The organism is Oerskovia douganii (assembly GCF_015142735.1).
Taxonomy (GTDB): domain Bacteria; phylum Actinomycetota; class Actinomycetes; order Actinomycetales; family Cellulomonadaceae; genus Oerskovia; species Oerskovia douganii.
The window spans coordinates 5,132-31,266 of the sequence record NZ_JACSPN010000021.1 but is presented as its reverse complement, the minus strand read 5'-3'; the positions used below and the strand labels follow the sequence as shown (position 1 = coordinate 31,266).

General features: G+C 73.6%; 26 protein-coding genes, 1 pseudogene and 1 riboswitch. Of the genes and pseudogenes, 16 read left to right on the top strand and 11 right to left on the bottom strand.

What is annotated here, in order from left to right; genetic code table 11:
- Position 1: 1 nt before the first annotated feature.
- Genes H9623_RS14745 through H9623_RS14730 form a run of 4 tightly spaced genes read right to left on the bottom strand, consistent with a single transcriptional unit; the run spans position 2 to position 2,893 of the window.
- On the bottom strand, positions 2 to 337 hold the full coding sequence (locus H9623_RS14745) for a DUF6457 domain-containing protein (RefSeq protein WP_193720790.1): 336 nt from the start codon (positions 335 to 337) through the stop codon (positions 2 to 4).
- Complete coding sequence (gene mobA / locus H9623_RS14740; protein WP_321575466.1) at positions 334 to 996, bottom strand: molybdenum cofactor guanylyltransferase; 663 nt, start codon at positions 994 to 996, stop codon at positions 334 to 336. Before mobA ends, H9623_RS14745 begins: the two co-directional genes overlap by 4 nt.
- Positions 993 to 1,466, bottom strand: a complete 474-nt coding sequence (gene moaC, locus H9623_RS14735) for a cyclic pyranopterin monophosphate synthase MoaC (protein ID WP_193720789.1) — start codon at positions 1,464 to 1,466, stop codon at positions 993 to 995. Before moaC ends, mobA begins: the two co-directional genes overlap by 4 nt.
- A complete protein-coding gene (locus H9623_RS14730; RefSeq protein ID WP_193720788.1) occupies positions 1,463 to 2,893 on the bottom strand; it encodes a molybdopterin molybdotransferase MoeA in 1,431 nt (476 codons plus the stop codon). Before H9623_RS14730 ends, moaC begins: the two co-directional genes overlap by 4 nt.
- Positions 2,894 to 3,166: 273 nt before the next feature.
- On the opposite strand from H9623_RS14730, the gene H9623_RS14725 reads away from it, so the two are divergent.
- The 4 genes from H9623_RS14725 (at position 3,167) to H9623_RS14710 (ending at position 8,601) form a co-directional block, all read left to right on the top strand.
- Positions 3,167 to 3,724, top strand: coding sequence for an NADPH-dependent FMN reductase (locus H9623_RS14725; RefSeq protein ID WP_193720787.1), 558 nt, complete (start codon positions 3,167 to 3,169; stop codon positions 3,722 to 3,724).
- Positions 3,725 to 3,846: 122 nt separating this feature from the next.
- Positions 3,847 to 5,742, top strand: coding sequence for an ATP-binding cassette domain-containing protein (locus tag H9623_RS14720; RefSeq protein WP_227748719.1), 1,896 nt, complete (start codon positions 3,847 to 3,849; stop codon positions 5,740 to 5,742).
- Positions 5,739 to 7,523 carry an ABC transporter ATP-binding protein gene (locus H9623_RS14715; RefSeq protein ID WP_193720785.1) on the top strand — a complete coding sequence of 595 codons (1,785 nt, stop codon included), beginning with the start codon at positions 5,739 to 5,741 and terminating at the stop codon, positions 7,521 to 7,523. Before H9623_RS14720 ends, H9623_RS14715 begins: the two co-directional genes overlap by 4 nt.
- A gap of 13 nt (positions 7,524 to 7,536) precedes the next feature.
- Positions 7,537 to 8,601, top strand: a complete 1,065-nt coding sequence (locus H9623_RS14710) for a LacI family DNA-binding transcriptional regulator (protein ID WP_193720784.1) — start codon at positions 7,537 to 7,539, stop codon at positions 8,599 to 8,601.
- Positions 8,602 to 8,683: 82 nt separating this feature from the next.
- Here H9623_RS14710 and H9623_RS14705 read toward each other — a convergent pair whose 3' ends face one another.
- Both H9623_RS14705 and H9623_RS14700 read right to left on the bottom strand, forming a co-directional pair.
- Complete coding sequence (locus H9623_RS14705) at positions 8,684 to 9,445, bottom strand: methyltransferase domain-containing protein (protein ID WP_193720783.1); 762 nt, start codon at positions 9,443 to 9,445, stop codon at positions 8,684 to 8,686.
- Positions 9,446 to 9,517: 72 nt separating this feature from the next.
- The gene (locus H9623_RS14700) at positions 9,518 to 10,741 is read right to left on the bottom strand and encodes an MFS transporter (RefSeq protein ID WP_321575465.1); all 1,224 of its coding nucleotides are present in this window, start codon (positions 10,739 to 10,741) and stop codon (positions 9,518 to 9,520) included.
- Between the two features lie 238 nt (positions 10,742 to 10,979).
- Here H9623_RS14700 and H9623_RS14695 point away from each other — a divergent pair, with 238 nt between their 5' ends.
- Positions 10,980 to 11,684 carry a DUF1361 domain-containing protein gene (locus H9623_RS14695; RefSeq protein WP_193720782.1) on the top strand — a complete coding sequence of 235 codons (705 nt, stop codon included), beginning with the start codon at positions 10,980 to 10,982 and terminating at the stop codon, positions 11,682 to 11,684.
- A gap of 52 nt (positions 11,685 to 11,736) precedes the next feature.
- On the opposite strand, the gene H9623_RS14690 is transcribed toward H9623_RS14695, so the two are convergent.
- Complete coding sequence (locus H9623_RS14690; protein ID WP_193720781.1) at positions 11,737 to 12,039, bottom strand: hypothetical protein; 303 nt, start codon at positions 12,037 to 12,039, stop codon at positions 11,737 to 11,739.
- Positions 12,040 to 12,178: 139 nt separating this feature from the next.
- Positions 12,179 to 13,510: a LacI family DNA-binding transcriptional regulator gene (locus tag H9623_RS14685; RefSeq protein WP_193720780.1), complete on the bottom strand. Its 1,332-nt coding sequence runs from the start codon at positions 13,508 to 13,510 to the stop codon at positions 12,179 to 12,181.
- On the opposite strand from H9623_RS14685, the gene H9623_RS14680 reads away from it, so the two are divergent.
- From H9623_RS14680 to H9623_RS14665, 4 genes are all read left to right on the top strand, one after another.
- Positions 13,509 to 14,252, top strand: a complete 744-nt coding sequence (locus H9623_RS14680; protein ID WP_193720779.1) for a glutamine amidotransferase — start codon at positions 13,509 to 13,511, stop codon at positions 14,250 to 14,252. The two genes, H9623_RS14685 and H9623_RS14680, sit on opposite strands and share 2 nt — an antisense overlap.
- Positions 14,252 to 15,217, top strand: coding sequence for a ribokinase (locus H9623_RS14675; protein WP_193720778.1), 966 nt, complete (start codon positions 14,252 to 14,254; stop codon positions 15,215 to 15,217). Before H9623_RS14680 ends, H9623_RS14675 begins: the two co-directional genes overlap by 1 nt.
- 152 nt (positions 15,218 to 15,369) lie before the next feature.
- Positions 15,370 to 16,452, top strand: coding sequence for a DMT family transporter (locus H9623_RS14670; RefSeq protein WP_193720777.1), 1,083 nt, complete (start codon positions 15,370 to 15,372; stop codon positions 16,450 to 16,452).
- Complete coding sequence (locus H9623_RS14665; protein WP_193720776.1) at positions 16,449 to 17,498, top strand: phosphotriesterase family protein; 1,050 nt, start codon at positions 16,449 to 16,451, stop codon at positions 17,496 to 17,498. Before H9623_RS14670 ends, H9623_RS14665 begins: the two co-directional genes overlap by 4 nt.
- A gap of 89 nt (positions 17,499 to 17,587) precedes the next feature.
- Here the strand turns inward: H9623_RS14665 and H9623_RS14660 are convergent, their stop codons facing one another.
- Positions 17,588 to 17,857, bottom strand: a complete 270-nt coding sequence (locus tag H9623_RS14660; RefSeq protein WP_193720775.1) for a DUF4235 domain-containing protein — start codon at positions 17,855 to 17,857, stop codon at positions 17,588 to 17,590.
- Between the two features lie 169 nt (positions 17,858 to 18,026).
- Positions 18,027 to 18,153, top strand: a riboswitch (TPP riboswitch).
- 57 nt (positions 18,154 to 18,210) lie between these two features.
- Here H9623_RS14660 and H9623_RS14655 point away from each other — a divergent pair.
- From H9623_RS14655 to H9623_RS14640, 4 genes are all read left to right on the top strand, one after another.
- The gene (locus H9623_RS14655) at positions 18,211 to 19,305 is read left to right on the top strand and encodes a thiamine ABC transporter substrate-binding protein (RefSeq protein ID WP_193720774.1); all 1,095 of its coding nucleotides are present in this window, start codon (positions 18,211 to 18,213) and stop codon (positions 19,303 to 19,305) included.
- An 11-nt stretch (positions 19,306 to 19,316) separates the two neighbouring features.
- Complete coding sequence (locus tag H9623_RS14650) at positions 19,317 to 21,008, top strand: ABC transporter permease (RefSeq protein ID WP_321575471.1); 1,692 nt, start codon at positions 19,317 to 19,319, stop codon at positions 21,006 to 21,008.
- Positions 21,008 to 22,201, top strand: coding sequence for an ABC transporter ATP-binding protein (locus H9623_RS14645; protein WP_193720773.1), 1,194 nt, complete (start codon positions 21,008 to 21,010; stop codon positions 22,199 to 22,201). Before H9623_RS14650 ends, H9623_RS14645 begins: the two co-directional genes overlap by 1 nt.
- 104 nt (positions 22,202 to 22,305) lie before the next feature.
- Positions 22,306 to 22,632, top strand: coding sequence for a DUF4235 domain-containing protein (locus H9623_RS14640; RefSeq protein WP_193720772.1), 327 nt, complete (start codon positions 22,306 to 22,308; stop codon positions 22,630 to 22,632).
- A gap of 77 nt (positions 22,633 to 22,709) precedes the next feature.
- Here H9623_RS14640 and H9623_RS20060 read toward each other — a convergent pair whose 3' ends face one another.
- The gene (locus H9623_RS20060; protein ID WP_321575464.1) at positions 22,710 to 23,237 is read right to left on the bottom strand and encodes an MmyB family transcriptional regulator; all 528 of its coding nucleotides are present in this window, start codon (positions 23,235 to 23,237) and stop codon (positions 22,710 to 22,712) included.
- Positions 23,238 to 23,358: 121 nt separating this feature from the next.
- Positions 23,359 to 23,544, bottom strand: a pseudogene (locus H9623_RS20055) (helix-turn-helix domain-containing protein); the annotation flags it as partial.
- 122 nt (positions 23,545 to 23,666) lie between these two features.
- Between H9623_RS20055 and H9623_RS14630 the strand changes: the two are divergent.
- The 3 genes from H9623_RS14630 (at position 23,667) to H9623_RS14620 (ending at position 26,070) form a co-directional block, all read left to right on the top strand.
- Positions 23,667 to 24,347: an SDR family NAD(P)-dependent oxidoreductase gene (locus H9623_RS14630; RefSeq protein WP_193720771.1), complete on the top strand. Its 681-nt coding sequence runs from the start codon at positions 23,667 to 23,669 to the stop codon at positions 24,345 to 24,347.
- Between the two features lie 207 nt (positions 24,348 to 24,554).
- Positions 24,555 to 25,175 carry a dihydrofolate reductase family protein gene (locus H9623_RS14625; RefSeq protein ID WP_193720770.1) on the top strand — a complete coding sequence of 207 codons (621 nt, stop codon included), beginning with the start codon at positions 24,555 to 24,557 and terminating at the stop codon, positions 25,173 to 25,175.
- 190 nt (positions 25,176 to 25,365) lie between these two features.
- Positions 25,366 to 26,070 carry a DUF3558 family protein gene (locus H9623_RS14620; RefSeq protein ID WP_193720769.1) on the top strand — a complete coding sequence of 235 codons (705 nt, stop codon included), beginning with the start codon at positions 25,366 to 25,368 and terminating at the stop codon, positions 26,068 to 26,070.
- The last annotated feature ends 65 nt before the right edge of the window (positions 26,071 to 26,135 follow it).

Sequence of the window (26,135 nt, the reverse complement as noted above, 5' to 3'; positions counted from 1 at the left end):
GTCACGCCCTCTCGGGGGTCGCGAGCCCCGTCGCGCCGGTCGCGTCCGGGCCCGGGGCATCCTCGCTGGCGACCTCGTCGAGCGTCGGCTCGACGTCCCACGCGAGCGCGAGCTCGGTGGCCCGCTCCATGGCGTCGAGGCCCGGGTGGTCGGCGCCCTCTCCGGCGGACAGCCCGGCGACGTAGCCTGCGATGAACGTGGTCAGGGGTGCGGCGGGCCGTTCGACGCGGTGCGCCGCGTCCCGCGCGAGGTCGAGGATCGCTCCGATGTCGACCGCCTCACGGTCCAGGTCGAACTCGTCGACGAGGGCGTCCACCCAGCGCTCGAGGTTGCTCATGCCGTGCCTCCCGATGATCCGTGCGGGTCCAGGGACCCGGTGCCGAGCCGTGCGCGACCGTGCGCGTACTGCTCCGCATCCTGCCACGTGTCCACGTCGGTGCTCAGGCCGTCCACGTCCGCGACGCGGGTGAGTCGCAACCCTGAGACGAGGCGGCGCACGGGGGCGCCGTGCAGGCCGCCGTCCGCGGGGTCGGCGGAGAGCCGGTCGAGCGCCGCGTCGAGGGCGTCGCGGCGGTACAGCCCGACGAGCCACTGGTCCCGTCCGTCGTGCGCGAGGTGCACGCCGTCGGCCTCGCCCGTCGGGCCGACCGCGGTGCCGGAGGCGGCGGCGACGAGCAGCGGCACGGCCTCCGCGGCCCGGGGGACGTCGCAGGCGAGGAGCAGGACCCAGGGGGCTGCGCCGTCGGGCAGGGCGGCGAGGCCCGCCGCGGTCCCCGCGACCGGACCGCCGAACGGCGGGTCCTCGCGCGTGAGGACGTACGCCTCGGACGCGAGGTCGTCGGGCCCGACGACGACCGTCGCCCGGGCGTCGCGCGTCGCGGTGAGCACGTGGTCGAGCAGGCGTGCGCCCGCGACCACGAGCTGCGGCTTGGACGTCCCGAGCCGCTGCGCGCGCCCGCCGGCGAGCACGACCGCGTCGAACACGAGCCCGCTCACACCGGGCGCACCCACTCGCCCGACTTGCCGCCCGTCTTGGACTGCAGGCGGACGTCGCTCAGCTCGACCGACTTGTCGAGCCCCTTGACCATGTCCACGACCGCGAGGCCGGCGACCGCGACCGCCGTGAGCGCCTCCATCTCGACCCCCGTGCGGTCCGCGGTGCGCACGGTCGCGCTGATCTCGACGCCGTGGTCCTGGACATCGAGGTCCACGGACGCGCCGTGCACCCCGATGATGTGCGCGAGCGGCAGCAGCTCGGCCGTCTTCTTGGCCCCCTGGATGCCCGCGATGCGCGCGACCGCGAGCACGTCGCCCTTGGGGACCTCCCCGGACCGCAGGGCCGCGACGACGAGCGGGCCGCAGCGGACCACGCCCGTCGCGGTCGCGGAACGGACGGTCGGCTGCTTGAGGGTGACGTCGACCATGCGGGCGTGGCCGCGCTCGTCGAGGTGGGTGAACTCGCTCATGCGATCACCATGACACGCACCGTGTCGCCCGTCCCAACCGCCTCGACCTCGGGCGGGACGACCGCGATCGCGTCCGCCCGGGTCAGCGCGGACACGTGGTGCGCGCCGGGACCGACGGGGGCGACGCCGTCGGCCCCCACGAAGCGCACCGGGAGGAACTGCTGGCGTCCCGCGGGGGAGCGCCAGCCCTCGGCCGCGACACGCTCCACGAGGGGCTCGACCGCATGGGGGTGGCCCGCGAGGCGCCGGACCGCCGGGCGCACGAACGCCCGGAAGGACACGTACGCGCTCACGGGGTTGCCCGGCACGCCCAGCATCGGGGTACCGCGCCAGCGCGCGGCGGCCTGCGGCTTGCCGGGCTGCATGCCGACCGCGACCAGCCGGACGTCGGACGGGCCGTCGCCCCCCGGGCCCTGCGGGCAGGTCAGGACCTCCTTGACGACGTCGAACGCGCCCGCGCTGACCCCGCCCGAGGTGACGATCAGGTCCACGTGGGGGGCGGTGTCGTCGAGCACCGCACGCAGCGCGCCGGCCGTGTCCGGGACCGCGCCCACCCGCACCGGGGTGCCGCCCGCGTCCCGCACGCACGCCGCGAGCAGGAGCGAGTTGGAGTCGGGGATCTGGCCCGGGCCGGGCGCGGTCCCGACCGGGACCAGCTCGCTGCCCGTCGACAGCACCGCGACGCGCGGGACCCGGTGCACCGGGAGGGTCGCGTGCCCCGCGGAGGCCGCGGCCGAGACGAGGCGTGCGGTCGTCGGGGCGCCCGCCGCGGCGACGAGGTCGCCCACCGCGACGTCCTCGGCGCGGCGCCGGATGTTGGGGCGCGACGGCTCGTACACCTCGATCCGCGCATCGAGGGGGGCGCCGGGCACGAAGCGCCGCGTCGAGGTCCGCTCCACGGGCACGACGACGTCGCACCCGCCCGGCACGGGGGCGCCCGTCATGATGCGGACGGCCTCGCCGGGGGCGACGCCCGGTCCGTTCGACGGTGCGATCGACGGTGCGATCGACGGTGCGGCAGGTGCGGCCGCGCCGGGCGACGAGCCGGCCAGGTGCTCGGCGAGCGGCGCCGCCGCGATGTCGCCGACGACGCGCAGCGTGACGGGGGACGCGGCGCTCGCGGTCGCGAGGTCTGCGCCGTGGGACGCGTAGCCGTCCATGGCCGAGGCGTCGAAGCGCGGGACGTCCAGGAGGGACCGGACGTCGTCAGCGAGGATGCGGCGCGCGGGGGCGGCGGTCGCGAGCGCGGCGAGGTCGACGTGCTCGACGCGGAGCGGCGAGACCAGGTCGAGGACGTGGTGGCGGTACTCCTCGACCGTCCACCGGTCCGACGAGGGGCCGCCGGGCGGTGCGGCACGGTCGTCAGTACGTGGCCGGGCCGGTTCCGGGTGCACTTCTGACACCTGGTCCGTGGGGTGGGGGTCCATGGGGACACCGTAGGCCGCGGTCCGGGCCGATGGCCGGGTGGCCGGGCCGGACGGACGCGGACCGTCCGAGGTGCGGGCGGAGGACGGCCCGCGACCGCACGCTCGGACGGGTTCGCCTCGGGCCGGGGCCGCTGGCGTCCCTTGACGGTGTCCGAGTGCTCTGACATCATCCACTAGAACGATCTACTAGAACGTTCTAGTAGCGTCTCCCGACCTGTTCCAGTGGCGCCGTCGCGACCTCCGCGCGGCCCGTACCGTGCCGAAGGGGCCACCATGCATCCCACGTCCGACCGTCTCCGCCTCGAGGTGATCGTCGCCAGCGTCCGGCCGGACCGGTTCGGCGGCGTCGTCGCCGACTGGGCAAGAGCCCGCCTCGACGAGCACGCCGGGTTCGACGTGTCCGTCCTGGATCTCACCGACCTCGACCTCCCGCCAGGACTCGACGGCACCGGCGACACCGAGCGTCTGCGGGAGCGGGTCGCTGCGGCCGACGCCTTCGTGCTCGTGACCCCGGAGTACAACCACGGGTACCCCGGCTACCTCAAGATCGCGATCGACACGCTCCTCGAGGAGTGGCACGTCAAGCCCCTGGGCTTCGTCTCGTACGGCGGGAGCGGCGGCGGCGCTCGCTCGGTCGAGCAGCTCCGCCCCGTCTTCAGCGAGCTCCAGGTCGTGGCGATCCGCGAGCAGGTGGTCCTGGCGCGGGTCTGGGACCTCTTCGACGGGCCGGTCCTGAGGGATCCCGACGGACCCCAGAGCGCGCTCAAGTCCATGCTCGACCAGCTGCTCTGGTGGGGGAAGACCCTCCGAGCCGCCAGGGTCGGCGACTGATGCCCACGACGACGAGGGAGCCCAGCGCGCCGCCCGCCCCGGCCCCGCGCGCCCCGGCCCCGCGCCCAGCGACATGGGGGGCCCTGGCGCGGCGAGCGGGGCCCTGGCTGCGAGGATGGGCGTTGCTGCGGCACGCAGGTGCGGGGCTCGTGGCGGGGACGTCCGTGCTCTGCCTGGCCCTGTCGTTGCTGCCCCTGGCCACGATCGTCCTCCTGGGGCGGGTCCTGTACCTCGTCCCGCACTCGTTCGGGCGGGAGGCCGTCGCCGGTGCGTGGGAGCAGCTGCTGCTCGTGCTGACCCTGGCGATCGGTGCGCTCGTGGCCCAGCAGGTCGTCGCGCCCCTCCAGGCCGGCCTGCTCGAGACGATCGGACGCCGGGTGGACCGGCACTGCGTCGGCCGGGTCCTGCGGGCCACCACGTCGCACGCCCCGCTCTCGCTGCTGGAGGACCCGGACGTCCTGGGGATCCTCGCCGACGCACGGGCCGCGTTCGACCGGCAGTCGCGCAGTCCCGGCGAGGCCGCCGCCGCGATGCTCCCGCTCGTCGGGCGGTACGCCCAGGTCGTCGGTGCATCGATCCTGGTCGCCGTCGTGGTGAGTCCCGTCGCGGGGGTGCTGCTCCTCGGGACCGCCCTGGCGCTCCGGGCCGGGGTGCGCGGCGGGATGAGCAGGTTCGGGGCGATCTGGGACGGGCTCACGGCGCAGCGTCGCCGCACGGGCTACGTCCGGCAGCTCGCGATCACACCGGACATCACCAAGGAAGTCAGGGTCCTCGGTCTGCTCCCGTGGCTGCGCGAGCGGTTGCGGACCGAGAGCCTCGCGCAGCTCCGACCGGAATGGGCCGGGCGCCGGCGGGTGTTCTTCCTGCCCTTCGTCGGATACGGCCTCCTCGGGCTGGTCGGCGGGAGCGCCGTGCTCGCCGTCGTCGTGCTCGACGCGCAGGACCTGGACCTCTTCGCGCTCGGCGTCGCGCTGCAGGCGATGATGGTGCCGATGCGCTTCGGCGTGCACTTCCCGGAGTCCGACCTCCAGACCCAGTACGGGCTCCAGTCGCTGGAGTCGCTGCGCCGGTTGGAGGCGCATCTCGTCCCCGGTGCGCCCGGCACCGGCGAGCCTGCTGGCACGGGTGGGCCGGGCACGTCGGAGGCGCTCGCGCACGCGCCGACGGGCGTCGTCCGTTTCGAGGACGTGTGGTTCCGCTACTCCGCGAGCTCGCCGTGGGTTCTGCAGGGGCTCGACCTCACGCTCGAGCCGGGGACGTCGACGGCGATCGTGGGGCTGAACGGCGCCGGCAAGACGACCACGATCAAGCTTCTGGCCCGGCTGTACACGCCGACGCGCGGTCGCATCACCGTCGGTGGTGTCGACCTCCGGACTCTCCCCGCGGACCGGTGGCAACGCTGCCTCAGCCTCATCTTCCAGGACTACGCCCGGTTCGAGCTCTCGGTGGCGGACAACGTCACCCTGGCCCCGACGAGCCAGGACGACCAGGGCGCGCTCGATGCCGCGCTCCGGGCTGCCGGGGCTCACCTCGTCGTGGACGGCCTCGACGACGGTCCCTCGACCGTCCTGTCCGGTGGCTACGCGAAGGGGCGTGACCTTTCCGGCGGGCAGTGGCAGCGCGTCGCGCTCGCCCGCGCGCTCTTCCAGATCGCTCGTGGCGCGCAGATCCTCGTCCTCGACGAGCCGACCGCACAGCTCGACGTCACGGCGGAGGCCGAGTTCTTCGAGAGGTTCCTCGCCCCGGGGGCCGTCGACGCGGTCGCGGACGGTCGGCCGATCACGTCGGTCGTCATCTCCCACCGCTTCTCGACCGTGCGCCCGGCCGACCACATCGTCGTCGTCGAGCACGGGCGGGTCGTCGAGGAGGGGAACCACGACGAGCTCCTGGCGGTGGGGGGCCGGTACGCCGAGCTCTTCGTCCTCCAGGCTCGCCGCTTCCGCGCGGACGGCGACCCGCCGGCCGACGCCCCGGTCGTCGGCATTCCCGATGTCATCGATGCAGGAGGGTTCTCATGAGGGCGGTCGTCGCGGCGGTCCGGTTCATGCTCACGCACGCCTGGGCGACGGACAGGCGCCGCCTGGTCGTGGCCTCGGCCCTCATGACGGTCGGGTACCTGTCGTCACCCCTCGTCGGGGTCGCGCTCGGCGCCCTCACGGACGCGGTGATCTCGACGGACACCAGGGTCGCGCTCCTCCTCGCGGCCGTGCTCGCGCTGCTGCTCGTGTCCGAGATGCTGATGGGCCACTTCGGGCACCTGTCGGTCGTGGAGCTGAGCGACATGCAACAGCTCCACCTCACCGACGAGGTCACCCGCCTCACGCACGGATCGACGAGTCTCGCGGACCTGGAGAACCCCGCCCGCGTCCGCCTGCTGACGTCCGTGACGGAGGGGCTCCAGAGGGTGCGGGTCGCGCTGGAGGCGAGCCTCCAGCTCGGCGGGGCGATGCTCCAGATCCTCGTCACCACGGTGATCATGGGCATGGTCGACCCGTGGCTCCTGCTCCTGCCCGCCGCCGCGCTGCCGCCGGTGTGGTTCGCGGACCGGGCGCAGCGGGTCCTCGACCGTGCACGCGACGCCTCGGCCGACGACATCCGCCTGGCGCGTCACCTGCTGAGCATGGGTACCAGCGCTGCCACGGCCAAGGAGGTCCGGTTGTTCGCCGCGCAGGACCTCCTGGTCGACCGGCACGGAGGAGCGTGGGACCGGACGACGGCATCGCTGTGGTCCGCGCACCGGCGTTCCGCGCTGCTGCGTGCGTGCGGCCAGGTGTGGTTCGCGCTCGCCTACGGCGGCGCGCTCTTCGTGGTGGTGCGCGGGGCCGCTGCCGGGGGCGTGGCGATCGGGCAGGTCGTCCTCGTGGTGACCCTCGCGATCCAGATCAGCTCGCAGGTGGCCGGGGCTCTCGGGCTGTTCGGTGCGCTCCAGGGGGCAGGCCGTACGGTCGAGCAGATCGACGAGCTGCGCGCGAGCGTGCCGCACGAGCAACCGGCGGGCGGTGCCGCGTCCGCACCTGCCGGGCTCACGCGTGGCCTGCGTGTCCGGGACCTGGCCTTCACGTACGGGGGCTCGACGCGGCCGGTCCTGGACGGCGTGGACCTCGATCTGCCCGCCGGGAGGACCGTTGCCCTCGTGGGCGGGAACGGGGCGGGGAAGTCCACCCTGGTGAAGCTGTTGTGCGGCTTGTACCGGCCGAGCGCAGGGTCGGTCCAGGTGGACGGAGTCGACCTGTCGACGATCTCCCGCGACGACTGGCACACGAGGGTCGCGACGCTCTTCCAGGACTTCGCGCGCCTCGAGCTGACGCTCCGGGAGAACGTCGGGATCGGGCACCTGCCCGCGACGGACGACGATGCCGAGCTCGGGCGCGCGCTCGACGAGGCGCGGGCGCGGCATCTGGTCGAGCGATCGCCGCAGGGCCTCGACCAGGTTCTCGGCACCTCGTACGACGACGGCCGTCAGCTCTCCGGCGGGCAGTGGCAGTCCCTGGGGCTTGCGCGAACGGTCCTGCGGCCGGACCCGTTGCTGGTCGTGCTGGACGAGCCCGCGTCGGCGTTGGACGCGGCCGCGGAGCACGCCCTGTTCGAGCGGTTCTCCGCGACGGCGCGGCGTACGGCCTCGCTCACGGGAGCTGTCACCGTGTACGTCTCGCACCGTTTCTCGACGGTCCGGGACGCGGACCTCATCGTCGTCCTCGACGGTGGCAAGGTCGTGGAGACTGGTACCCATGACGAACTCGTGGAGATCGACGGCGCGTACGCCGCGATGTACGGCCTCCAGGCGCGTGCGTACCGATGAGGGGTTCTAGCCGATGGCCAAGAAGCCGAGCCTGAAGTCCGTGGCGCTGGCAGCCGGCGTCTCGCCGTCCACGGTCTCCAACGCGTACAACCGACCTGAACAGATGTCGGCCCAGGTGCGCGAGCACGTGCTGGACGTGGCAGCGCGGCTCGGGTATCCCGGTCCGGACGCCAGCGCCAGCTCGCTCCGCAGCGGGCACACCGGGTCGGTCGGGGTGCTCTTCGCCCAGGACCTGACGTACGCCTTCTCGGACCCGTATCTCCTCGAGCTCCTCACGGGCATCGCGGAGGTCGCCACGAAGACGTCGACGAACGTGCTCCTCATGCCCGTCGGTCCCCACTCGGCGTCGGGCGCGTACTCCCGGCAGGAGGAGCTCGACCTGGTCCAGAACGTGCGCCGGGCCGTGCTCGACGGCGCGATCGCGGACGGCGTCGACCCCACGCATCCGGTCCTGCGCGTGCTGGCAGCACGGGGGGTGCCGGTCGTGAGCACCATGGCGGGCGTCGGGGACCGGTGCGTGCTGGTCGACGACCACGCTGCCGCCGTGGAGGTCGGCGTGCACCTGGCCGGGCTCGGGCATCACCGCGTGGCCGTCGTGGCCGTCGTGGCCGACAGCCTGGACGACGGTGAGCCGAGGATCGTGCCCGACGACGCGCCCCACCTCTTCCCGTACGCGCGCCTGCGCATCGCGGGGTTCCGGGAGGGCCTGGGCCCTGGGTGCGAGCTGACCACCGTCTCGGCGGGTCAGAACACGCTCGACTCGGGGAGCCGGGCGACCGAGACGATCCTGGCGTCAGGACGCAGGCCGACCGCGATCCTCGCGACGTCCGACGTCCTCGCGCTCGGGGTGATCGACACCCTGCGGAGCCGGGGCGTGACGATCGGTCGAGAGGTGTCCGTCACGGGGTTCGACGACATCCCGCAGGCACGGGACGCCGGGCTGACGACGGTGCGACAACCCGTCCGGGAGAAGGGCCGTCTCATGGTCGAGATGCTGCGCGACCCTGCCGCTGGCGGAACCACCGCGACCCTGGGCACCGAGCTCGTCGTGCGTGCGAGCACCGGCCCGGCCGTCTAGCGGCGTCCGGAGGGCGCGGGGGCGTGGGCTCGGTCCACGGGGCCGTGCGACGGGTCTGCGCTGCCGTGCGACGGGTCTGCGCTCAGACGCGCGTCGCCACCGCGAACACCCGGCGGAACGCGAGCGGCGTCCCGTAGGGGCGGGCGGGGTAGGCGGCTCGCAGCGCCTCCTGGAGGTCGGTGGTGAAGTCGTCCCGGAGCGGGGCGGGCAGGGCGTCGAGCACGGGGCGTGCGCCCGTCGCCGCGATCCACGTGAAGACCGGGTCCTCGCCCTGGAGCACATGGAGGTAGGTCGTCTCCCAGGCGTCGACCGACCAGCCGGGGTGAGCCAGGTCGTCGAGGTACTGCTCGGGGTCGAAGGCGCTGGGCCGGGCGACGGACGTGGTCAGGTCGCGGTAGGGCTCCCGGGCGGCCACCTCGCGCAGGATCGTGTGGCTCGGTGCGTCGTGGTTGCCGGGGACCGAGAACGCGAACGAACCGCCGGGGGCGACCATCGAGGTCAGTCGGGGTAGGAGGGTGCGGTGCTCGGGGACCCACTGGAGGGTCGCGTTGCTGAGGACGAGATCGAGGGGGGCGGGCGGCTCGAACCCTCGGAGGTCCGCGAGCTGGTAGGTGCCGTCCGGGTCGTCGCGCCGGGCGCGGTCGATCATCGCGGGGGAGGAGTCGACGCCGACCACCTCGGCCCCGGGCCATCGGTGGCGCAGGAGCCGGGTCAGGTGGCCGGGGCCGCAGCCGAGGTCGATGATCGTGCGCGGGCTCCCGGGCACGCGGGCCAGGAGGTCGGCGAACGGGCGCGACCTCTCGTCGGCGTGACGCAGGTAGTTCTCGGGGTTCCAGTCGGCCATGACACGCTCCCTCTTGATGTCAACTATCTTGACATCAAGATACAGGGGGCCGACCAAAGGTCGTGGCGCTGGTCAGCCGCGCGTCCCGCGCCGGACCGGGCCCAGCGTGAACAGCAGCGTCAGCAGCGCCGTGAGCGACAGGGCCGCGAAGCCCAGGCCGTACGTGCCGTTGGCCTGGTAGACCGCGCCCATGATGAGCGGCGGGATGAACCCGCCCAGGCCGCCCGCAGCCCCCACGAGCCCCGTCACGGCACCGACCTTGTCCTGCGGCGCGACCTTGGCCACGAGCTCGAACGTCGCACCCGACGACGCCCCGAGCCCCACGGCGAGGCCCAGGAACGCGATGGTCCCGAGCGGTACGAGGTCCGGCTGGAACGCGACCACCGCCGCCAGGACCGTGACGATCGCGAAGCACGCGACCGACACCGGGATCCCGCCGAACCGGTCGGAGAGCGTCCCGCCGATCGGCCGGCACGCGACCGCGAGGACGACGAACCCGGCCGTGCGCGCCGCGGCATCGGCAGCCGTGAGGTCGTACGCGTTGACCAGGAACGTCGGCAGGTACACGCTGAACGCCACGAACCCGCCGAAGCCCACCGCGTACAGCCACGAGAGCTGCAGCGTCGCGGGCAGCTTGAACGTGGCCCAGGTGCGCGCCAGGAAGTTCCCGTGCGCGGCGGGCTTGCGGTTCGGCGAGTCGCGCACGAGCAACCACGACACGACCGCGTACACCGCCAGGACGCCCGCCACGAGGAGGAAGGGCGCCTCCTGTCCGTACGCGTCCGTGATCCGCACGGTCGTGAACGCCGAGATCGCCGTACCGCCCATCCCGATCCCGAAGATCCCGAGCGCCGTCCCCCGCCGCGCAGGCGGGTACCAGGCGTTGACGAACGGGACCCCGACCGCGAACGCCGTACCGCCCAGCCCCAGGAAGAACCCGCCCAGGATGAGCAGCGGATAGCTGTCCGCGACGAACCCGATGAACAGCACCGGGACGATCGTCGCCGCGCTGACCAGCGGGAACATGATCCTGGCCCCGAACCGGTCCGTGAGCGCCCCGACCGGGATCCTCCCCAGCGAACCCACGACCACCGGGACCGCGACGAGCACCGACTGCTGCACGGCCGTCAGCCCGAGGGCCGCGCTGTACGCACCACCGAGCGGGCTGATGAGCGCCCACGCCCAGAAGTTCACCGCGAACCCGATCGTCGCGAGGACCAGCATCAGCGTGGCGGACCCGCCGGCCGGGGCGCTCGCGGGCCCGGGGGTCGCGCCTCGTGCGGTTCCCGAGGACACCGGAGGCGTGGCTGCTTCGTCAGGATGCGTCACTGTGACTCCCGGGGGTCGGTCGCCCGTCGTCGGACGAATCGGTGGAGCTCGAGATTCCCGCCTGACCCACGCTAGCCGCGAGGGTGGCGTGTCGCGCGGGCTGGCGCGGACGCCGTCGGGCCCTAGCGTGGTCCTTCCGGACCCGTCGGCACCCCGCGGACCGGACGCCACGACCCCGCGCACCCCGAACCACGAAGGCCCCACCATGACCCTGCTGTTCCTCGGCGTGATCCTCGTCAACGTCTTCGCGTTCACGCTGATCCTGCTGCGCGCACCCCTGTACCGCACCGAGGTCTACCGCCCCATGCTGCTCAACGTCGGGCTGTCGGTGCTGCCCGTCCTGGTCCTGACGGTCCTGATCGTCGTGGACCTCGTGCTCGCCGCGGCCGGGGCGCCGGCCTGGCTGATCGCGGCCCTCGCGGTCGCGGGCCTCGCGATCTGGCTCCTGCTGCTGCCCAACGCCGGCTACCTGGTGACCGAGCTCAACTTCAGCCACCGCAAGGACGGCGAGGGCGTGCCGCTCTGGTACGACATCGTCGCGGTCCTGACCCTCGCCATGTCCGGGGTGCTCAACACCGTCGTCAACATCTTCCTCGTCCAGATGTTCTACGCCGTCCTGCGCTACCCCGACGACCTGCGGCCCTTCGAGCGCCCGGCGTCCTGGCTCGTGGTGGGCGTGATCCTCGTGCTCGTGTCGTTCGGGATCTACCTGGGTCGCTACATCCGGTTCAACAGCTGGGACCTCGTGCACCCCGTGGGGTTCCTCCGCAAGCTCACGGGGTACTTCCGCGAACCCGGCAAGGTCCGTGACGCCCTGCTGTTCAGCGGCCTGTACACGGTGTTCTTCGCCCTGATCTACCTGGTCGTGATCGGGTCGCTCCTGGAGACGATCACGGCGGCGGCGCGCTGACGACGCGTCGGTGGCCGGTCGGCGGCCGTCCCGCGGCCGGTGCTGTCGCCCCTCAGCGTGGCGGCTCGTTGCCCGGCTTGGCCGGCGAGTAGGGCGCCGGGCCCGTGTAGCGGTCGTTCGTGTCGCGGCCCAGCGCGCGCACCGTGAAGGCCGCCGCGACCAGACCGGCACCCACGACGTGGGCCACCGACACGAGCGCCGAGACCAGACCGACGACGGACTGCACGAACGCGAACCCGGTCGCGTAGCCGAGCCGGGAGAAGAGGTGCGGCAGGACGAGGGTGCCCACGACCCCCGCGACGATCAGCCCCGCGCCCCACCAGAAGAGTGCGGTCGCGCTGAGCTTCGGGGGCATGGCGGGTCCTCTCGAGGTACCGGACCGGGCGACGTCGTCCCGGCTGGACGCCGGGACCGCGGCACTCGACGTCGAGGTGCGGCCACCGGTCCCGCGACACTACCGGACCGCGCGGGCCCGCCGCGGCAGGACGCGGGCCTCAGGCCGACGGCGGCGCGACCGACCCGCGGATGACCAGGTGGAGCGGGAGGACCGTGCGCGCGGGCTCGAAGCCGGCGTCGACGGACCCCTCGACGGCGGGCGCCTCCCGGCGGGACATGGCTCGCTCGAGGGCGTCGACCGCGGCGAGCGCGAGCGCCGCGACGGGCTGCTCGAGCGTCGTGAGCTGGGGGCGCAACCACTGGCCGATGCGGATGCCGTCGCACCCGACGACCGACAGGTCCTCGGGGATGCGGATGCCGTGGAGCTCGGCGGCGCCGAGCATCCCCACGGCCACGATGTCGCTCCCGACGAACACCGCGGTGGGGGCGTTCCCGGGGCGGGTGAGGTACGGGAACGTCGAGGCGCCGAACTGCTCGGTGTACGGGCCGTGGCGGATCAGGTCGGGGTCGGCCGTCAGGCCCGCGTCGGCGAGCGCGTCGAGGAAGCCGCGCTTGCGCTCCTGGGTCGTGGAGAGCTCGGGCGGGCCGGCGACGTGCGCGATCCGGCGGTGCCCCTGCTGGATGAGGTATCTCGTGGCCTGGTAGGCGCCGCCGTAGTTGTCGACCGTGACCGTGTCGACCGCGAGGTCGAGGTCGATCTCCTCGTCGATCACGACGACGGGCAGCCCGCCCTCGACGGCGCGGGCGAGGCGTTCGTCGGTGCGGCTCATGCCGAGGTAGATCAGCCCGCCCAGCACGTCGGTGCCGCCGATCAGCGGGCTGAGCCCGCCGTCGCGTTCGCCGTGCTTGCCGGACACGGCGACGACCAGCGGGATCTGCCGGGAGGCCGCGAGCTCGGCGCACTCCTCGGCGAGCGTCGTGAAGAACGGGTTGGTGAAGTCGGGCACGACGAGGGCGAGCACGCCGGGCGTCGTCGTCGCGCGTGCGGGCGCTCCTGCGGAGGCGCCTCGCTGCCGGCGGGCCCCGGTCCCGCGGTACCCGAGCGCGGCGACGGCGGCCTCGATGCGGGCCGCGGTCTCGGGCTGGACGTTGAGCTGACCTCGGAGGTATCGGGAGGCGGTGGACGTCGAGACGCCCGCGTGTTGCGCAACTTGCGTCAGCGTCATCGTCGCCGCCTCTCTGCTCGTGCCTCCGGCCGTCGGATGCTCCCCGAGCCTATCGCTGTGCTGGTCGCGAGAGGTGCGGGGGGCCGTGGAACCGCGGGATCGGGCCGTTCCGACGCGCGGCCTGCGGGCGGCGCGAGGGGGTGCGGCGGCCCTCGGTTGACACCAGCCTGACGCACACCTAGGTTGTTGCGCAACAGCAACACAACATTGCGCAACGTCGCCGATGTGGCGGCGGAGCCCGAACCGTCCTGAGGAGAACCGCATGAGCCGCGTGCTGCTAGCCGGAGAGTCGTGGATCAATGCCGCGACGGACTACAAGGGCTACGACGCCTTCCCGCACGCCCAGCTGGAGATCGGCTGCGCCGCCCTGCTCGAGGCGCTCGCCGCCGAGGGGCACGAGGTCACGCACCTGCCGTCGCACCTGGTCGCGACCGACTTCCCCTCCACGCTCGAGGAGCTCGACGCCTACGACGTCGTCCTCCTGTCCGACATCGGGGCCAACACCCTGCTGCTCCCGCCCGTCGTGTTCTCCCAGGGACGCCCCTTCCCGAACCGCATCAAGCTCCTCGCCGAGTGGGTGCGTCGCGGCGGCGGCCTCATGATGGCCGGCGGCTACCTCAGCTTCCAGGGCTTCCAGGCCAAGGCGAACTACCACGGCACCGCCGTCGAGGCCGTCCTGCCCGTCGACATCCTCCCGTACGACGACCGCGAGGAGACCCCCGAGGGCATCGGTGGCGTCCTGACCGACGTCGAGCACCCCGTGACCGCAGGCCTCGACGCCGAGTGGCCCATCCTGCTCGGGTACCAGAAGCTCACGGCCAAGGCCGACGCGACCGTCCTCGCCACGATCGAGGGCCGCCCGCTCGTCGCCGTCCGCACCGAGGGCGAGGGGCGCACGCTGGCCTTCGCGTCCGACATCTCCCCGCACTGGGCCCCCCGTGAGTTCATGGAGTGGTCCGGTTACGGCAAGCTCTTCGGCCAGGCCGTCACCTGGCTCGCGGGCTGATGAGCGCCCACCCCGGGGCCGGGGGCACCTCCGCCCCCGCCCCCGAGATCACGGTCGTCGGCAGCCTGAACATGGACATCCGGCTGACCGTCGACCGGATCCCCCGCTCGGGCGAGACGATCAGCGCGACCGGGCTCAAGCGCTCGCCCGGCGGCAAGGGGGCCAACCAGGCCGTCGCCGCCGCGCGCCTGGGCCGTCGGGTCGCGATGGTCGGAGCCGTCGGGGACGACGACGCGGGCCGTGAGATCACGGCCCGGCTCGTGGCCGAGGGGCTCGACGTCTCGTCGGTCGACGTGTCCGGGCACCCCACCGGCACCGCCGTGATCCTGTGGGAGCAGCCCGAGTCCACGATCGTCATCGAGGCGGGCGCCAACGGCGACGTCGACGAGGAGTTCGTCGACTCGCGCGACGCCGCGGTCCGGGCCGTCGCCGACGCGCAGGTCGTCCTGTGCCAGTGCGAGACGCCGCTCGGCTCGCTCGCCGCGGTCGCGCGCCTCGCGACCGGCACCACGATCCTCAACCCGGCCCCCGCGGTCCCGGTCCCCGCCGAGATCCGCGACCGGTTCGACGTCCTGGTCCCCAACCGGTTCGAGCTCGCGACCCTCGCAGGCGCGACCGAGGCCCCCGAGGCCCTCGCCGACGTCGTGGCCATGGTGCGCGGGCTCGCCTTCCCGGGCGACGTCGTCGTGACCCTCGGGTCCGACGGCTCGGTCGTGGTGCCCCGCGACGGCGGCCCGACCGCGGTCCCGGCCGTGCGCGTCGACGCGATCGACACCACGGCAGCCGGCGACAGCTTCTGCGCAGCGCTCGCCGACGGCCTGCTGCGCGGCGAGGACCTCGTCGGGGCCGCCCGCTGGGCGTCCCGCGTCGCGGCCCTCACGACCACTCGCGACGGGGCCATCGAGTCCCTGCCGCTCGCCGACGAGGTCCCTGCCCTCCCGCAGGGCCCGACGCCGGAGCACTAGCCCTCCAGACCTTCTCTCCCCGCACGACCCCCACCCAGCACGACCCGCACGACCCCCACCCAGCCCGACCGCTCACCGTCGATCCAGGGCTGGTCGTTCGATCGGTCCTCCGATCCGACGTACCGTCGAAAGATGAAAGGCACGGCCAAGCAATGAAGCACACCACGCCGGGGTCCGTCTCCCGCCCGGGAGGCGCCCAGACGACCAGCCCGTCGGCCCAGCGCAGCAAGGTCAAGAGCACCGCGACCGCCCTGCTCGTCCTCGCGACCGTCCTCGCCGGGGCCCTCGGGCCCATGCAGGCCGCGGTCAACGGTCAGCTCGGCAAGTCGATCGGCGACGGCCACGCGGCCGCCCTCATCTCGTTCGGCACGGGCCTGGTCCTCATGTTCGTCATCGTGTTCGCACGGCCCGTGACGCGCCGCGAGGCGCTCGCGATCCCGAGCCTCATCAAGGGCCGCACCATCCCGTGGTGGAACTTCCTCGCAGGTCTGTGCGGCGCGGTCATCGTCCTCTCGGAGGGTGTGACGGTCGGTGTCCTGGGCGTCGCGACGTTCCAGATCTCCCTGATCTCGGGTCTGGTCATCTCGGGCGTCGTGTGCGACCGCCTGGGGGTCACGGCCTCGGTCAAGCAGCCGCTCACGGTCTTCCGCCTCGCCGGCGCGGTCCTCGCGATCGTCGCGACGGTCATCGTCATCTCGCCGAACTTCTCGGCCCCGCACACCATCGCCCTCGCGATCATGCCGTTCGTCGGCGGTCTCCTCGCCGGCTGGCAGCCCGCGGGCAACGCGGCCGTCGCCGACGCCACGGGCTCGATGCTCGTCTCGATCGGCTGGAACTTCCTGGTCGGCTTCACGGCCCTCGGCATCGCCTACGCGATCCGCGCCATGACCTCGGGCGTCGACTTCCAGCTCCCCGGCTCGTGGTGGATGTACCTGGGCGGCCCGCTCGGCCTCCTCTCGATCGCCCTCATGGCTCTCCTGGTCCGCGGGCTGGGGCTGCTGCTCCTGGGGCTCGCGTCCACCGCGGGTCAGCTCGTCGGCTCGCTCCTCATCGACGCTGCGATCCCGTCGCTCGGCCACACGATCTACGCCGCCACGATCATCGGCACCGTGATCGCGCTGATCGCCGCGGTGATCGGCATGATCCCGTCGGGGAAGTCGCCGGAGGCGACAGCCGACACCGCAGTGGCCGCCGCCGTCGGCGGTGGTGAAGCAGGAGAGGTGAGCCCGCGATGAACGTCACGCCTGCCGGGTTCGTCCAGACGGTCACCGGACGGGTCGCCGTCCAGGACCTCGGCCTGACCCTGCCCCACGAGCACCTGTTCAACGACCTCTCCGGTGTGCTCGACGAGCCGAGCTACGAGTTCTCGCGGGCCGTGGTCCGCGAGCCGGTGTCCGCGTCGGTCGCGTGGGCCCTGCGCCAGGACCCGTACTGCTGCGCCGACAACATCGCGGACAAGCCGGTCGCGGCCGTCGAGGCGGAGATCCGCAGCTTCGCGGCCCTCGGCGGACGGACCGTCGTGGACGCGACGTCGAGCGAGGCGATCGGGCGCAACCCCGAGCGCCTGCTGGACGTGGCGCGTCGCACGGGCCTCAACGTCGTCATGGGCGCGGGGGCCTACCTCGAGAAGTTCGAGGGCGAGCGCATCACGGCGCAGGCCGTGGACGCGCAGGCCGCGGCGATCTCGCGCGAGCTGTCCGAGGGCGTCCGGGACACGGGCATCCGTCCGGGCGTGATCGGGGAGATCGGCGTCTCGCCGGACTTCACGGCGGGCGAGCGGGCGTCGCTGCGGGCCTCGGCCCTGGCTCAGCTCGAGCACCCGCAGGTCGCGATGCAGATCCACCTGCCGGGCTGGCAGCGTTGGGCGCACGAGATCCTCGATCTCGTGGTCGACGAGGTGGGCGTGCGGCCGGAGAAGGTCGTGCTGTGCCACATGGACCCCTCGGCCGAGGACCCCGACTACCAGCGGGCCGTCGCGGAGCGCGGGGTGTGGCTCGAGTTCGACATGGTCGGCATGGACATCACGTACCCCAAGGAGGGTGTCTCGCCGGACCCGCACACGACCGCGGGTGCGGTGCACCGGCTGGTCGAGGCGGGGTTCGCGGGCCAGGTGCTCATGAGCCACGACGTGTTCCTCAAGCAGATGTGGGTGCAGAACGGCGGCAACGGGTTCGCGTACGTGCCGACGGTCTTCACCGAGATGCTGGCCCGGCGGGGCGTCGAGCGTGACGTGCTGCGCCGTCTGACGCACGAGAACCCGGCGGCGATGCTCACGGCGTGACGCGTCCCGCGCCGGCAGAGAGGCGAACGGTCGAGGTGGAGGGTCCTAGCCCTCTCCCTCGACCGTTCGCCTCTGTCCCGTGCCGGGTGTCAGTGCGCGCGCGCGACGAACCGCTTCACGACGCGCTTGGCCTCGCGCCCCGCGAACCGGCGAGCGAACACGCTCGCGGCCGCGGCGGCCGCGGCGAACGTGACCGCGCTGATGATCCCGACCTCCGGGTCGTCCAGGTCCTTGGGGGCGTCGTGCCCCGTGGCCTTGGCCCACGCGTAGCTCACGGCCTTCTGCGCGACCCAGCCTGCGGCCAGCGTCAGCGCGACGGTCGTGACCTTCTCGGCGAGGGTCTGATCGTTGTCGGCCATGTGTTCCTCCAGGGTGCGGGGCGGGGCGGGGCGGTGCCGCCGGCGTACCCGCAGGCCCGACGGCGAAGCTCACCTCCCACCGTAGTCGTCGCCCCGGGGGCGGCGCGCCCCGGGCGACGCCGTACGCCGGACGGCTGCCCACGCCGTCGGGCCCCGGTGTAAAGTCGCAGGTGAACGACAGGGGAGCGCCGACCGCCCCGGGAACACCGGGCGACGGGCGCTGAGAGTGCGGACCACCGCAGACCCTCGAACCTGATCCGGTTAGCACCGGTGGAGGAAGTCGGGCTTCTCTAGCCTCGCGCACGGGACCTCCCGTGCGCGAGGTCCCCCTCCTGTGAGTCCGAGGAGGACACGTGAACACCATCAGTACCCGCCGCAGCACCCCCCGCAGGCTCGGCCTCGGGCTCGTCGGCGGGATCAGCGCCCTGGCCCTGACGGCGTGCGCCGGCGCAGCCGACAGCGGCTCGGGCGACAGCACCGCCACGGACACCGTCACGCTCGTCACCCACGACTCGTTCGCCGTGAGCGACGAGGTCCTCGCCGCGTTCGAGGAGGAGTCCGGGCTGACCGTGAAGCAGGTCGCGCCGGGCGACGGCGGGGCGCTCGTCAACCAGCTCGTCCTGACCAAGGACGCGCCGCTGGGCGACGTCGTGTTCGGGATCGACAACACGTTCGCGACCCGCGCGATCGACGAGGGCGTGCTCGACCCGTACACGCCCGCCGGTCTCGCCGCGTCCGCGGCGCAGTACGCGGTGGGCGACGGCGAGCTCACGCCGGTCGATGTGGGCGACGTCTGCGTCAACGTCGACCACGCCTGGTTCAGCGCCCAGGGAGTCCCCGAGCCCGCGACCCTCGACGACCTGACGAAGCCCGAGTACAAGGACCTGCTCGTCGTGACCAACCCCGCGACGTCCTCCCCGGGGCTCTCGTTCCTGCTCGCGACCGTCGGCGCCTACGGCACGTCCGACTCGGGTGACGGCTGGGAGGGCTACTGGAGCAGGCTCAAGGACAACGGCGTCAAGGTCGTCGACGGCTGGTCCGACGCCTACTCGGTCGACTTCTCCGGGGGCGAGGGCAAGGGGCAGCGTCCCCTCGCCCTGTCGTACTCGACGTCGCCCGCGTTCACCGTGTCGGAGGACGGGACGTCGACGACCACGGGCGCGCTGCTCGACACCTGCTTCCGCCAGGTCGAGTACGCGGGCGTGCTCGCCGGCGCCAAGAACCCCGAGGGGGCCCAGCAGCTCGTCGACTTCCTCGTGAGCGACGCGTTCCAGGCGGACGTCGCCGACAACATGTACATGTACCCCGCGAACGCGGACATCGCGCTGCCCGAGGGCTGGGCCGAGTTCGCGCCCCTGTCCCCGGAGCCCTACGAGGTCTCTCCGGCCGACATCACGGCCCACCGCGACGAGTGGATCAAGACGTGGACGTCGACCGTGATCGGCTGAGCACGATCCGCGTGCCCCCGGGGTTGCAGCGCGGCGGGCGGGTCCTCCTGTGGGGGCTCGCCGCCGGGCTGCCGCTGCTGTTCCTCGGGGTGTTCTTCGCCTGGCCCGTCGCGACGCTCGTCGCACGCGGGTTCGTCACCCACGACGCAGCCGGTGCCTCCCTCGACCTCTCCGGCTTCGCCGAGGTGTTCTCCGAGCCGCGGACCTGGCGCATCATCGGCCTGACGCTGTGGCAAGGCGTGCTCGGGACCGTGATCTCGGTGCTGCTCGGCGTGCCCGGCGCGTACGTGCTGTACCGGTGCAGGTTCCGGGGGCGCACGTTCCTGCGGGCGTTCGTGACCGTGCCGTTCGTGCTGCCGACCGTCGTGGTCGGCGTCGCGTTCCGGTCCCTGCTGGTCGAGGGCGGCCTCCTGGGGTTCCTGCGGCTCGACGGCACGTTCGGGGCGATCGTCCTGGCGCTCGTGTTCTTCAACTACTCGGTCGTGGTGCGGACCGTCGGTGGGCTCTGGGAGCACCTCGACCCGCGCGCCGAGGAGGCCGCCCGCGCGCTGGGCGCCTCGCCGTGGCGCGCGTTCCGGTCCGTGACGCTGCCGTCGCTGGCCCCGGCCATCGCGTCCGCCGCGTCGATCGTGTTCCTGTTCTGCGCCACGGCGTTCGGCGTCGTCCTCGTCCTGGGCGGCATCCAGTACGGGACCATCGAGACCGAGATCTGGATCCAGACGACCCAGTTCCTCGACCTGCGCACGGCCGCGGTGCTGTCGGTCGTGCAGCTCGTCGTCGTCGTGGTCGCGCTGAGCGTCGCGAGCCGGACCCGCTCCCGGCGCGAGAGGGCGCTCAACCTGTCCGCCGCGACCTCCGCTGCCCGCCCGTTGCGCCTGCGGGCCGACGCCGCCCCGCTCGCGGTGACCGCCGTCGTCGTGCTGGGCCTGATCGCGCTGCCGCTCGTCAACCTCCTCGTACGCTCGTTCCAGACCCCCGCGGGCTGGAGCCTGCAGAACTACGCGAACCTCGGCACGACCGGCGGCCGCAACGCCCTGAGCGTCACGGTGTGGGAGGCGACCGCGAACTCCCTGCGGACCGCCGCGGTCGCGACGCTGCTCGCGGTCGTGATCGGCGGGCTCGTGGCGCTCGTCGTCTCCCGGCGCCCCCGCTCGCGCACGGGGCGGCGGGCGATCAGCGCGCTCGACTCGGTCTTCATGCTCCCGCTCGGGGTCTCGGCCGTGACGGTCGGGTTCGGCTTCCTCATCACGCTCGACAAGCCCCTCGGTCTCGACGTCGACCTGCGGACCTCCGGGCTGCTCGTCCCGATCGCGCAGGCGGTCGTCGCGATCCCGCTCGTGGTCCGGACCGTGCTGCCCGTGCTGCGCGCGATCGACCCGCGCCTGCGCGAGGCCGCCGCGACCCTCGGGGCGTCTCCCGCGCGCGTGTTCGCCGCGGTCGACGGGCCCATCGCCGCCCGGTCCCTGGGCCTGGCGATCGGGTTCGCGTTCGCGGTGTCGCTCGGGGAGTTCGGTGCGACGTCGTTCCTCGCCCGGCCCGACACCGCGACGCTCCCCGTGGTCATCTTCCGGCTCATCGGCAGGCCCGGCGCGGAGAACTACGGCATGGCACTGGCCGCGAGCGTCGTGCTCGCGGTCCTCACGGCAACGGTGATGATGGTGGCGGAGCGCCTGCGCGGCGACCGCTCGGCAGGAGAGTTCTGATGGACGGAGCCACGGTGGTGGATCGGAGCGAAGGCCTCGACGGCTCGGCTGTGCCGCACGTGCCGCACGACCCGGCCAGGGGCGTGGCGGGCCGGGGGCTCGCGGTGCGCGACGTCGTCGTGCACTACCCGGACCCCGCGTCCGGCAAGGGTCCCGGGACGACGGCCGTGCGGGGCGTGAGCCTCGACCTCGCCCCGGGCGAGGTGCTCGCGCTGCTGGGCCCGAGCGGGTGCGGCAAGTCGAGCCTGCTGCGCGCGGTCGCGGGGCTCGAGCCCGTCGCGGGCGGGAGCATCGCGTGGGACGGGCGAGACCTCGCGGGGGTGCCCGTGCACCGGCGCGGGTTCGGGCTCATGTTCCAGGAGGGGCAGCTCTTCCCGCACCGGGACGTCGCGGGGAACGTGGCGTTCGGGCTGCGGATGGCGGGGGCCCGCCGGGCCGCGGCGAGCGGCCGCGTGGCCGAGCTGCTCGACCTCGTGGGGCTCGCGGGCTACGGGCCGCGGCCCGTGACGACCCTGAGCGGCGGGGAGCGGCAGCGCGTCGCGCTCGCGCGCGCCCTGGCGCCCGAGCCGCAGCTCCTGCTGCTCGACGAGCCGCTGTCGGCGCTCGACCGCGGGCTGCGCGACCGGCTCGCCGGAGACCTGCGCGCAGCCCTCGTCGCGACCGGGACCACCGCGCTGTTCGTGACGCACGACCACGACGAGGCCTTCACCGTGGCCGACCGCGTCGCCGTCATGGACGCCGGGCGCCTGCTCCAGCTCGCGGCCCCCGAGGACCTGTGGCGCGCGCCCGCCTCACGGCGGGGCGCGCAGTTCCTGGGCTACCAGGCGTTCGTGCCGCTGCCTGCCGCCGGAGAGGCGCTGGCGATCGGCCCGACGGGGCTCGTGCTGTCCGACGAGCCGTCCGTCCGGGAGGGTGGCCCGGGTGGCCCGCGTGGCCCGGAGGAGTGGTCCGGCACCGTCGTCCGCAGCGCGTTCCGGCGCGGGCGCACCGAGGTCACGGTCGACGTGGACCTCGGGGCGGGGACCCGGCGCGTGGTCGCGCTCGGGGAGCCCGCCGGTGCGCCCGGACGGGGCGTGCCCCCGGTGCCGGGGCCCGACGGCGCCGCGCAGCACCCGCTCGCGCCCGCGCCGGGGGAGCGGGTCCGGGTCGTGCTCGACCGCGCGGGGTGCGCGGTGATACCGGCGGACTCGTGATCCGCCGGTCCGCGGGCGGCTCCCCGGGCAGGCGGACCGCTGACCGCACCGGCGGCAGCGCCGCCCGTCCTGCGACCCGACGCGCGCCGCGTTAGCGTCGAACGATGACGAGCACCACGAACGACCACGTGTCCGACCGCACCGAGGAGCACGGCGGCAAGGCCGCGAAGATCCTGTACCGCCCGTTCGGGCTGGTCAGCTCGATCATCGGCGGCCTGATCGCCGGCCAGGTGTTCAAGCAGGTCTACAAGCGCGTCTCGCCGGGTCACCGCAAGGACGCACCCACGCCGTTGCAGTCCGAGTACCCGCTGCGCGAGATCCTCGTCGCGTCGCTCATCCAGGGAGCGGTGTTCTCCGGCGTCAAGGCGCTGATCGATCGTGGCGGGGCGCGCGCCTTCCAGAAGTGGACGGGGGAGTGGCCGGGCGACTGAGCCTGGCGCGTCGCCGTCGGGCGGTGTCCGCCGGGGGAGCCCGGGCGGTGCCCGCTGCCCGCGGGCGGACCGCCGTCTCAGCCCACGAGGTCCTGCGAGCCCACGACCCGCAGCAGCTCGAGCTTCTCGGCGTCGGCGGTCCCCGGGGCGGCCGTGTAGACGACGAGGCGGAGGTCACCGGCCCCCGGGACGCTGAGCACGTCGCAGTCGACCGTGATGTCGCCCAGGGTGGGCGTCAGGACGGTCTTGCGGCCCGAGCGGTGCCGCGCGACGTGGGCCAGCGCCCAGCGCTCCGCGAACTCGGGTGACGCGGCGAGGAGTCGGTCGACGAGGCTCCGCAGCGACGGGTCACCGGGGTAGCGCCCGACGGCGGACCGCAGGTCCGCCACGAGGTTCGCCCGGAACTCGTCCTCCTCGTGCAGGGTGTGCCGGATCGGCAGGTCTCCCTCGACGAAGACGTGCCAGACGAGGTTACGTCCGAGGCCCGTGCGGGGCGAGGGGTCGCCCAGGAGGGCGGCCCAGAGGGCGTTCCACAGCAGGAGGTCGTGGGCCGCGCTGTAGACGGCCACCGGGAGGTCGCCCAGCCGGTCGACGATGCGCTGCACCCCCGGCCCGACATGGCGGGGCAGGACGCTCGGCCAGGGAACGGCGGCCCCGGCGACGCGGTAGATGGTCGCGCTCCGCGTCGGACAGCCGCAGCGCCCGGGCCAGGGCGCCCAGGAGCTGGGGCGAGGGGTTGGCAGCCCGGCCCTGCTCGAGCCGGACGACGTAGTCGACGCTCACGCCGGCGAGCATCGCGAGCTCCTCGCGACGCAGCCCTGGTGTCCGGCGCCCCGTGCCCGGGGGAAGCCCGACGTGCTGGGGTTGGACCCGGTCCCGCCAGGCACGCAGGACGTGCGCGAACTCTTCCACGTCCCCATCCTGCCTCCCGCGTCCCGGTCCGGGGGCCGGCGAGGTGGTCCCTGGGTGGTACTGCCGGTCCCACTGTCGAGCCGTGCCTGGATCGCCCGCCGGCCTCCGGCGAGGGTGGAGCCATGACCACAACACTCATCACAGGTGCCAACCGCAGCCTCGGTCTCGAGACCGCACGACGACTGATCGAGGCCGGCCACACGGTCTACGCAGGGATGCGCGACCTCGGTTCGGCCGCCCGGGCCGCGAGCCTGGGCGCCGTACCGGTGCAGGTCGACGTGACCGACGCCGGGAGCGTCGCAGCGGCGATCGACAGCCTCCCGGAGCTCGACGTCCTGGTGAACAACGCAGGCGTCCTCGGGTCGTCGCTCTCTCTCGACGACCTGGACGCCGACGCCGTGCGGGACGTGCTGGAGACCAACGTCGTCGGCCTCGTCCGCGTGACCCAGGCCGCCCTCCCCCTGCTGCGTCGCTCGGCCAACCCGGTGATCGTCAACGTCGCCTCCGGCGCAGGGTTCGCCCGCTCGTTGGCTACTCCCGGCACCGACGAGCACGGTGTGCTGGCCGTCCCGTACGCGAGCTCCAAGGCCGCCGTGATCGCCCTCACGGTCCAGTACGCGAAGAACCTGCCGGGCTTCCGGGTGAACGCGAGCGACCCCGGCTACACGAGCACGGCCTTCAACGGGTACAGCGGGCACCAGACGGTGAGCGAGGGGACCGACGCCACCGTGGCGCTCGCCCAGCTCGGCACCGACGGGCCCACGGGCCAGTTCTTCGACCGGTCCGGGCTCGTCGCGTACTGACGACGGCCCGACGGCGCGGCGCGGCCCGAGAGCGCGGCGGTGCGGCGCGGCCTGCGGGGGCCGGTCCGGGCGGCGGACCGGCCGCCGGTCGTGTCCTCGCGTCCCGTGCCGTCTCCCTCGTCCCGTGCCACGGTAGGAGGACCGATGAGTTCGATCCGCGGTCGCGGTCACTACGTACCTACCGGCAGACCTCCGAAGGGCACCACCATGGCGAAGCTCGTCTCGACCCTGTTCATCTCGCTCGACGGCGTCGCCGAGATCGACCCGGACTGGCACTTCCCGTACTTCGACGACCACATGAGCGCTGCGGTCGACGAGGACTACTCGGGCGTCGACGTCCTCCTGCTGGGGCGCAGCACCTACGACAGCTTCGCGAGCGCCTGGCCCGGCCGTGAGCAGGCCGGGGAGGAGGACGCGGAGTTCGCGAAGCGGCTCGGCGACCTGCGCAAGGTCGTCGCGACCCGTCAGGACACGGACCTCGGCTGGCGCAACGTCGAGAGGCTCGACGGCGACCTGGTCGAGGCGGTGACGACGCTCAAGGAGACCCCGGGGCTCGGGAAGGTGCTGGTGCCGGGCTCGCTCTCGGTGGTCCGGCAGCTCCTCGCGGCGGGGCTCGTGGACGAGCTCAGCCTGCTGGTCCACCCGGTCGCCGCCCGCAAGGGGGAGCGGCTCTTCGACGAGGGGGCACCGATCTACCCCCTGCGGCTGCTGCGTTCGGAGGTCTTCCCGACCGGCGTGGTGCACCTCGTGTACGCGCCTGCCGAGCTGCCCGGGAGCCAGGGGTACGACGACGTGAAGGACAAGGTGCCGGGCGGCGGCGAGGGCTGAGCGCGGCGTCGCCGCACGTGGCCGGGCCGAGGGGCCCGGCGAGCGGCTGGGGCCGGGGCGCGAGGGGCGGGGGTCGTGCGCGGCGCGCCCCTGCGGCGCGCCCCTCCGTCGCGTCCCGTCGTGGCGCCACGACCTGGCGCACCCGCCGCGCTTCACGGGGACAACCCCGACCATATGGTTGGATTCGTCGGTGAACTCGTTGCCGAGGCTGGTCCTCTCCGTCGTCCTTCCCGGTGTGCTCGGCACGATGCTCCTTGCGGGATGCTCGTCGTCCGCCGGGGGTGACGTACCGGCCGCGGTCGACGCGCCCACCCCCACGGCAGCGGTCAGCGAGCCGGCAGTCGAGTCCCCGACGCAGGCCGGGGAAGCGGCGTGCGCGCTGGTCGACGCCGACCAGGTGACCGCCCTGGCCGGCCAGGCCCTGGACGGTCCGTACGAGACGAACGTCGCGGGCAACGAGGGGTTCCCGGCCTGCGTCTGGGGCGACCCCGCCGGCACGACGGTCCAGGTGTCGCGCGTCCCGGCCGAGGACTGGGCCGCCCGGCTGCCCGAGATGCTGCAGCAGCTCGAGGCGAGCGGCATGGTCGACGACGCCGAGAACACCCGGAAGATCCGGGAGGCGTCCGAGCTGGTCGGCAGCGGCGAGCAGCTCGAGGCCGCCCAGGCGTGCGACGTCTTCTCGACGATGGTCGAGATCGCGGGAGGCGCACCCGGTCAGACCGAGACGGTGAACATCGTCCCGACGCTCGAGGACCCGCAGGCGCTCACGGGGCAGGCGTGCGCCGACGGGTTCTTCTCCTCGGTGCTCGTGATGCGCTCCGGGATCACGGGGGCCGCCGAGGAGATCGCCGTCGTCCAGCAGGCGCTCGCGTCCGTGGCGGCTGCCGCCCACTAGCCGCCCCGCTCCGTGTCGCCGGAGCGCGAGAACGGGGTCGAGGTCGTCCCGGCACGGATGACCTC

What these genes read in the sequence shown, in the direction of transcription:
- H9623_RS14745 (WP_193720790.1), bottom strand. Translation starts at nt 337, where the DNA reads ATGAGCAACCTCGAGCGCTGGGTGGACGCCCTCGTCGACGAGTTCGAC.
- moaC (WP_193720789.1), bottom strand. Translation starts at nt 1,466, where the DNA reads ATGAGCGAGTTCACCCACCTCGACGAGCGCGGCCACGCCCGCATGGTC.
- H9623_RS14730 (WP_193720788.1), bottom strand. Translation starts at nt 2,893, where the DNA reads ATGGACCCCCACCCCACGGACCAGGTGTCAGAAGTGCACCCGGAACCG.
- H9623_RS14725 (WP_193720787.1), top strand. Translation starts at nt 3,167, where the DNA reads ATGCATCCCACGTCCGACCGTCTCCGCCTCGAGGTGATCGTCGCCAGC.
- H9623_RS14715 (WP_193720785.1), top strand. Translation starts at nt 5,739, where the DNA reads ATGAGGGCGGTCGTCGCGGCGGTCCGGTTCATGCTCACGCACGCCTGG.
- H9623_RS14710 (WP_193720784.1), top strand. Translation starts at nt 7,537, where the DNA reads ATGGCCAAGAAGCCGAGCCTGAAGTCCGTGGCGCTGGCAGCCGGCGTC.
- H9623_RS14705 (WP_193720783.1), bottom strand. Translation starts at nt 9,445, where the DNA reads ATGGCCGACTGGAACCCCGAGAACTACCTGCGTCACGCCGACGAGAGG.
- H9623_RS14695 (WP_193720782.1), top strand. Translation starts at nt 10,980, where the DNA reads ATGACCCTGCTGTTCCTCGGCGTGATCCTCGTCAACGTCTTCGCGTTC.
- H9623_RS14690 (WP_193720781.1), bottom strand. Translation starts at nt 12,039, where the DNA reads ATGCCCCCGAAGCTCAGCGCGACCGCACTCTTCTGGTGGGGCGCGGGG.
- H9623_RS14680 (WP_193720779.1), top strand. Translation starts at nt 13,509, where the DNA reads ATGAGCCGCGTGCTGCTAGCCGGAGAGTCGTGGATCAATGCCGCGACG.
- H9623_RS14685 (WP_193720780.1), bottom strand. Translation starts at nt 13,510, where the DNA reads ATGCGGTTCTCCTCAGGACGGTTCGGGCTCCGCCGCCACATCGGCGAC.
- H9623_RS14675 (WP_193720778.1), top strand. Translation starts at nt 14,252, where the DNA reads ATGAGCGCCCACCCCGGGGCCGGGGGCACCTCCGCCCCCGCCCCCGAG.
- H9623_RS14670 (WP_193720777.1), top strand. Translation starts at nt 15,370, where the DNA reads ATGAAGCACACCACGCCGGGGTCCGTCTCCCGCCCGGGAGGCGCCCAG.
- H9623_RS14665 (WP_193720776.1), top strand. Translation starts at nt 16,449, where the DNA reads ATGAACGTCACGCCTGCCGGGTTCGTCCAGACGGTCACCGGACGGGTC.
- H9623_RS14660 (WP_193720775.1), bottom strand. Translation starts at nt 17,857, where the DNA reads ATGGCCGACAACGATCAGACCCTCGCCGAGAAGGTCACGACCGTCGCG.
- H9623_RS14645 (WP_193720773.1), top strand. Translation starts at nt 21,008, where the DNA reads ATGGACGGAGCCACGGTGGTGGATCGGAGCGAAGGCCTCGACGGCTCG.
- H9623_RS14640 (WP_193720772.1), top strand. Translation starts at nt 22,306, where the DNA reads ATGACGAGCACCACGAACGACCACGTGTCCGACCGCACCGAGGAGCAC.
- H9623_RS14630 (WP_193720771.1), top strand. Translation starts at nt 23,667, where the DNA reads ATGACCACAACACTCATCACAGGTGCCAACCGCAGCCTCGGTCTCGAG.
- H9623_RS14625 (WP_193720770.1), top strand. Translation starts at nt 24,555, where the DNA reads ATGGCGAAGCTCGTCTCGACCCTGTTCATCTCGCTCGACGGCGTCGCC.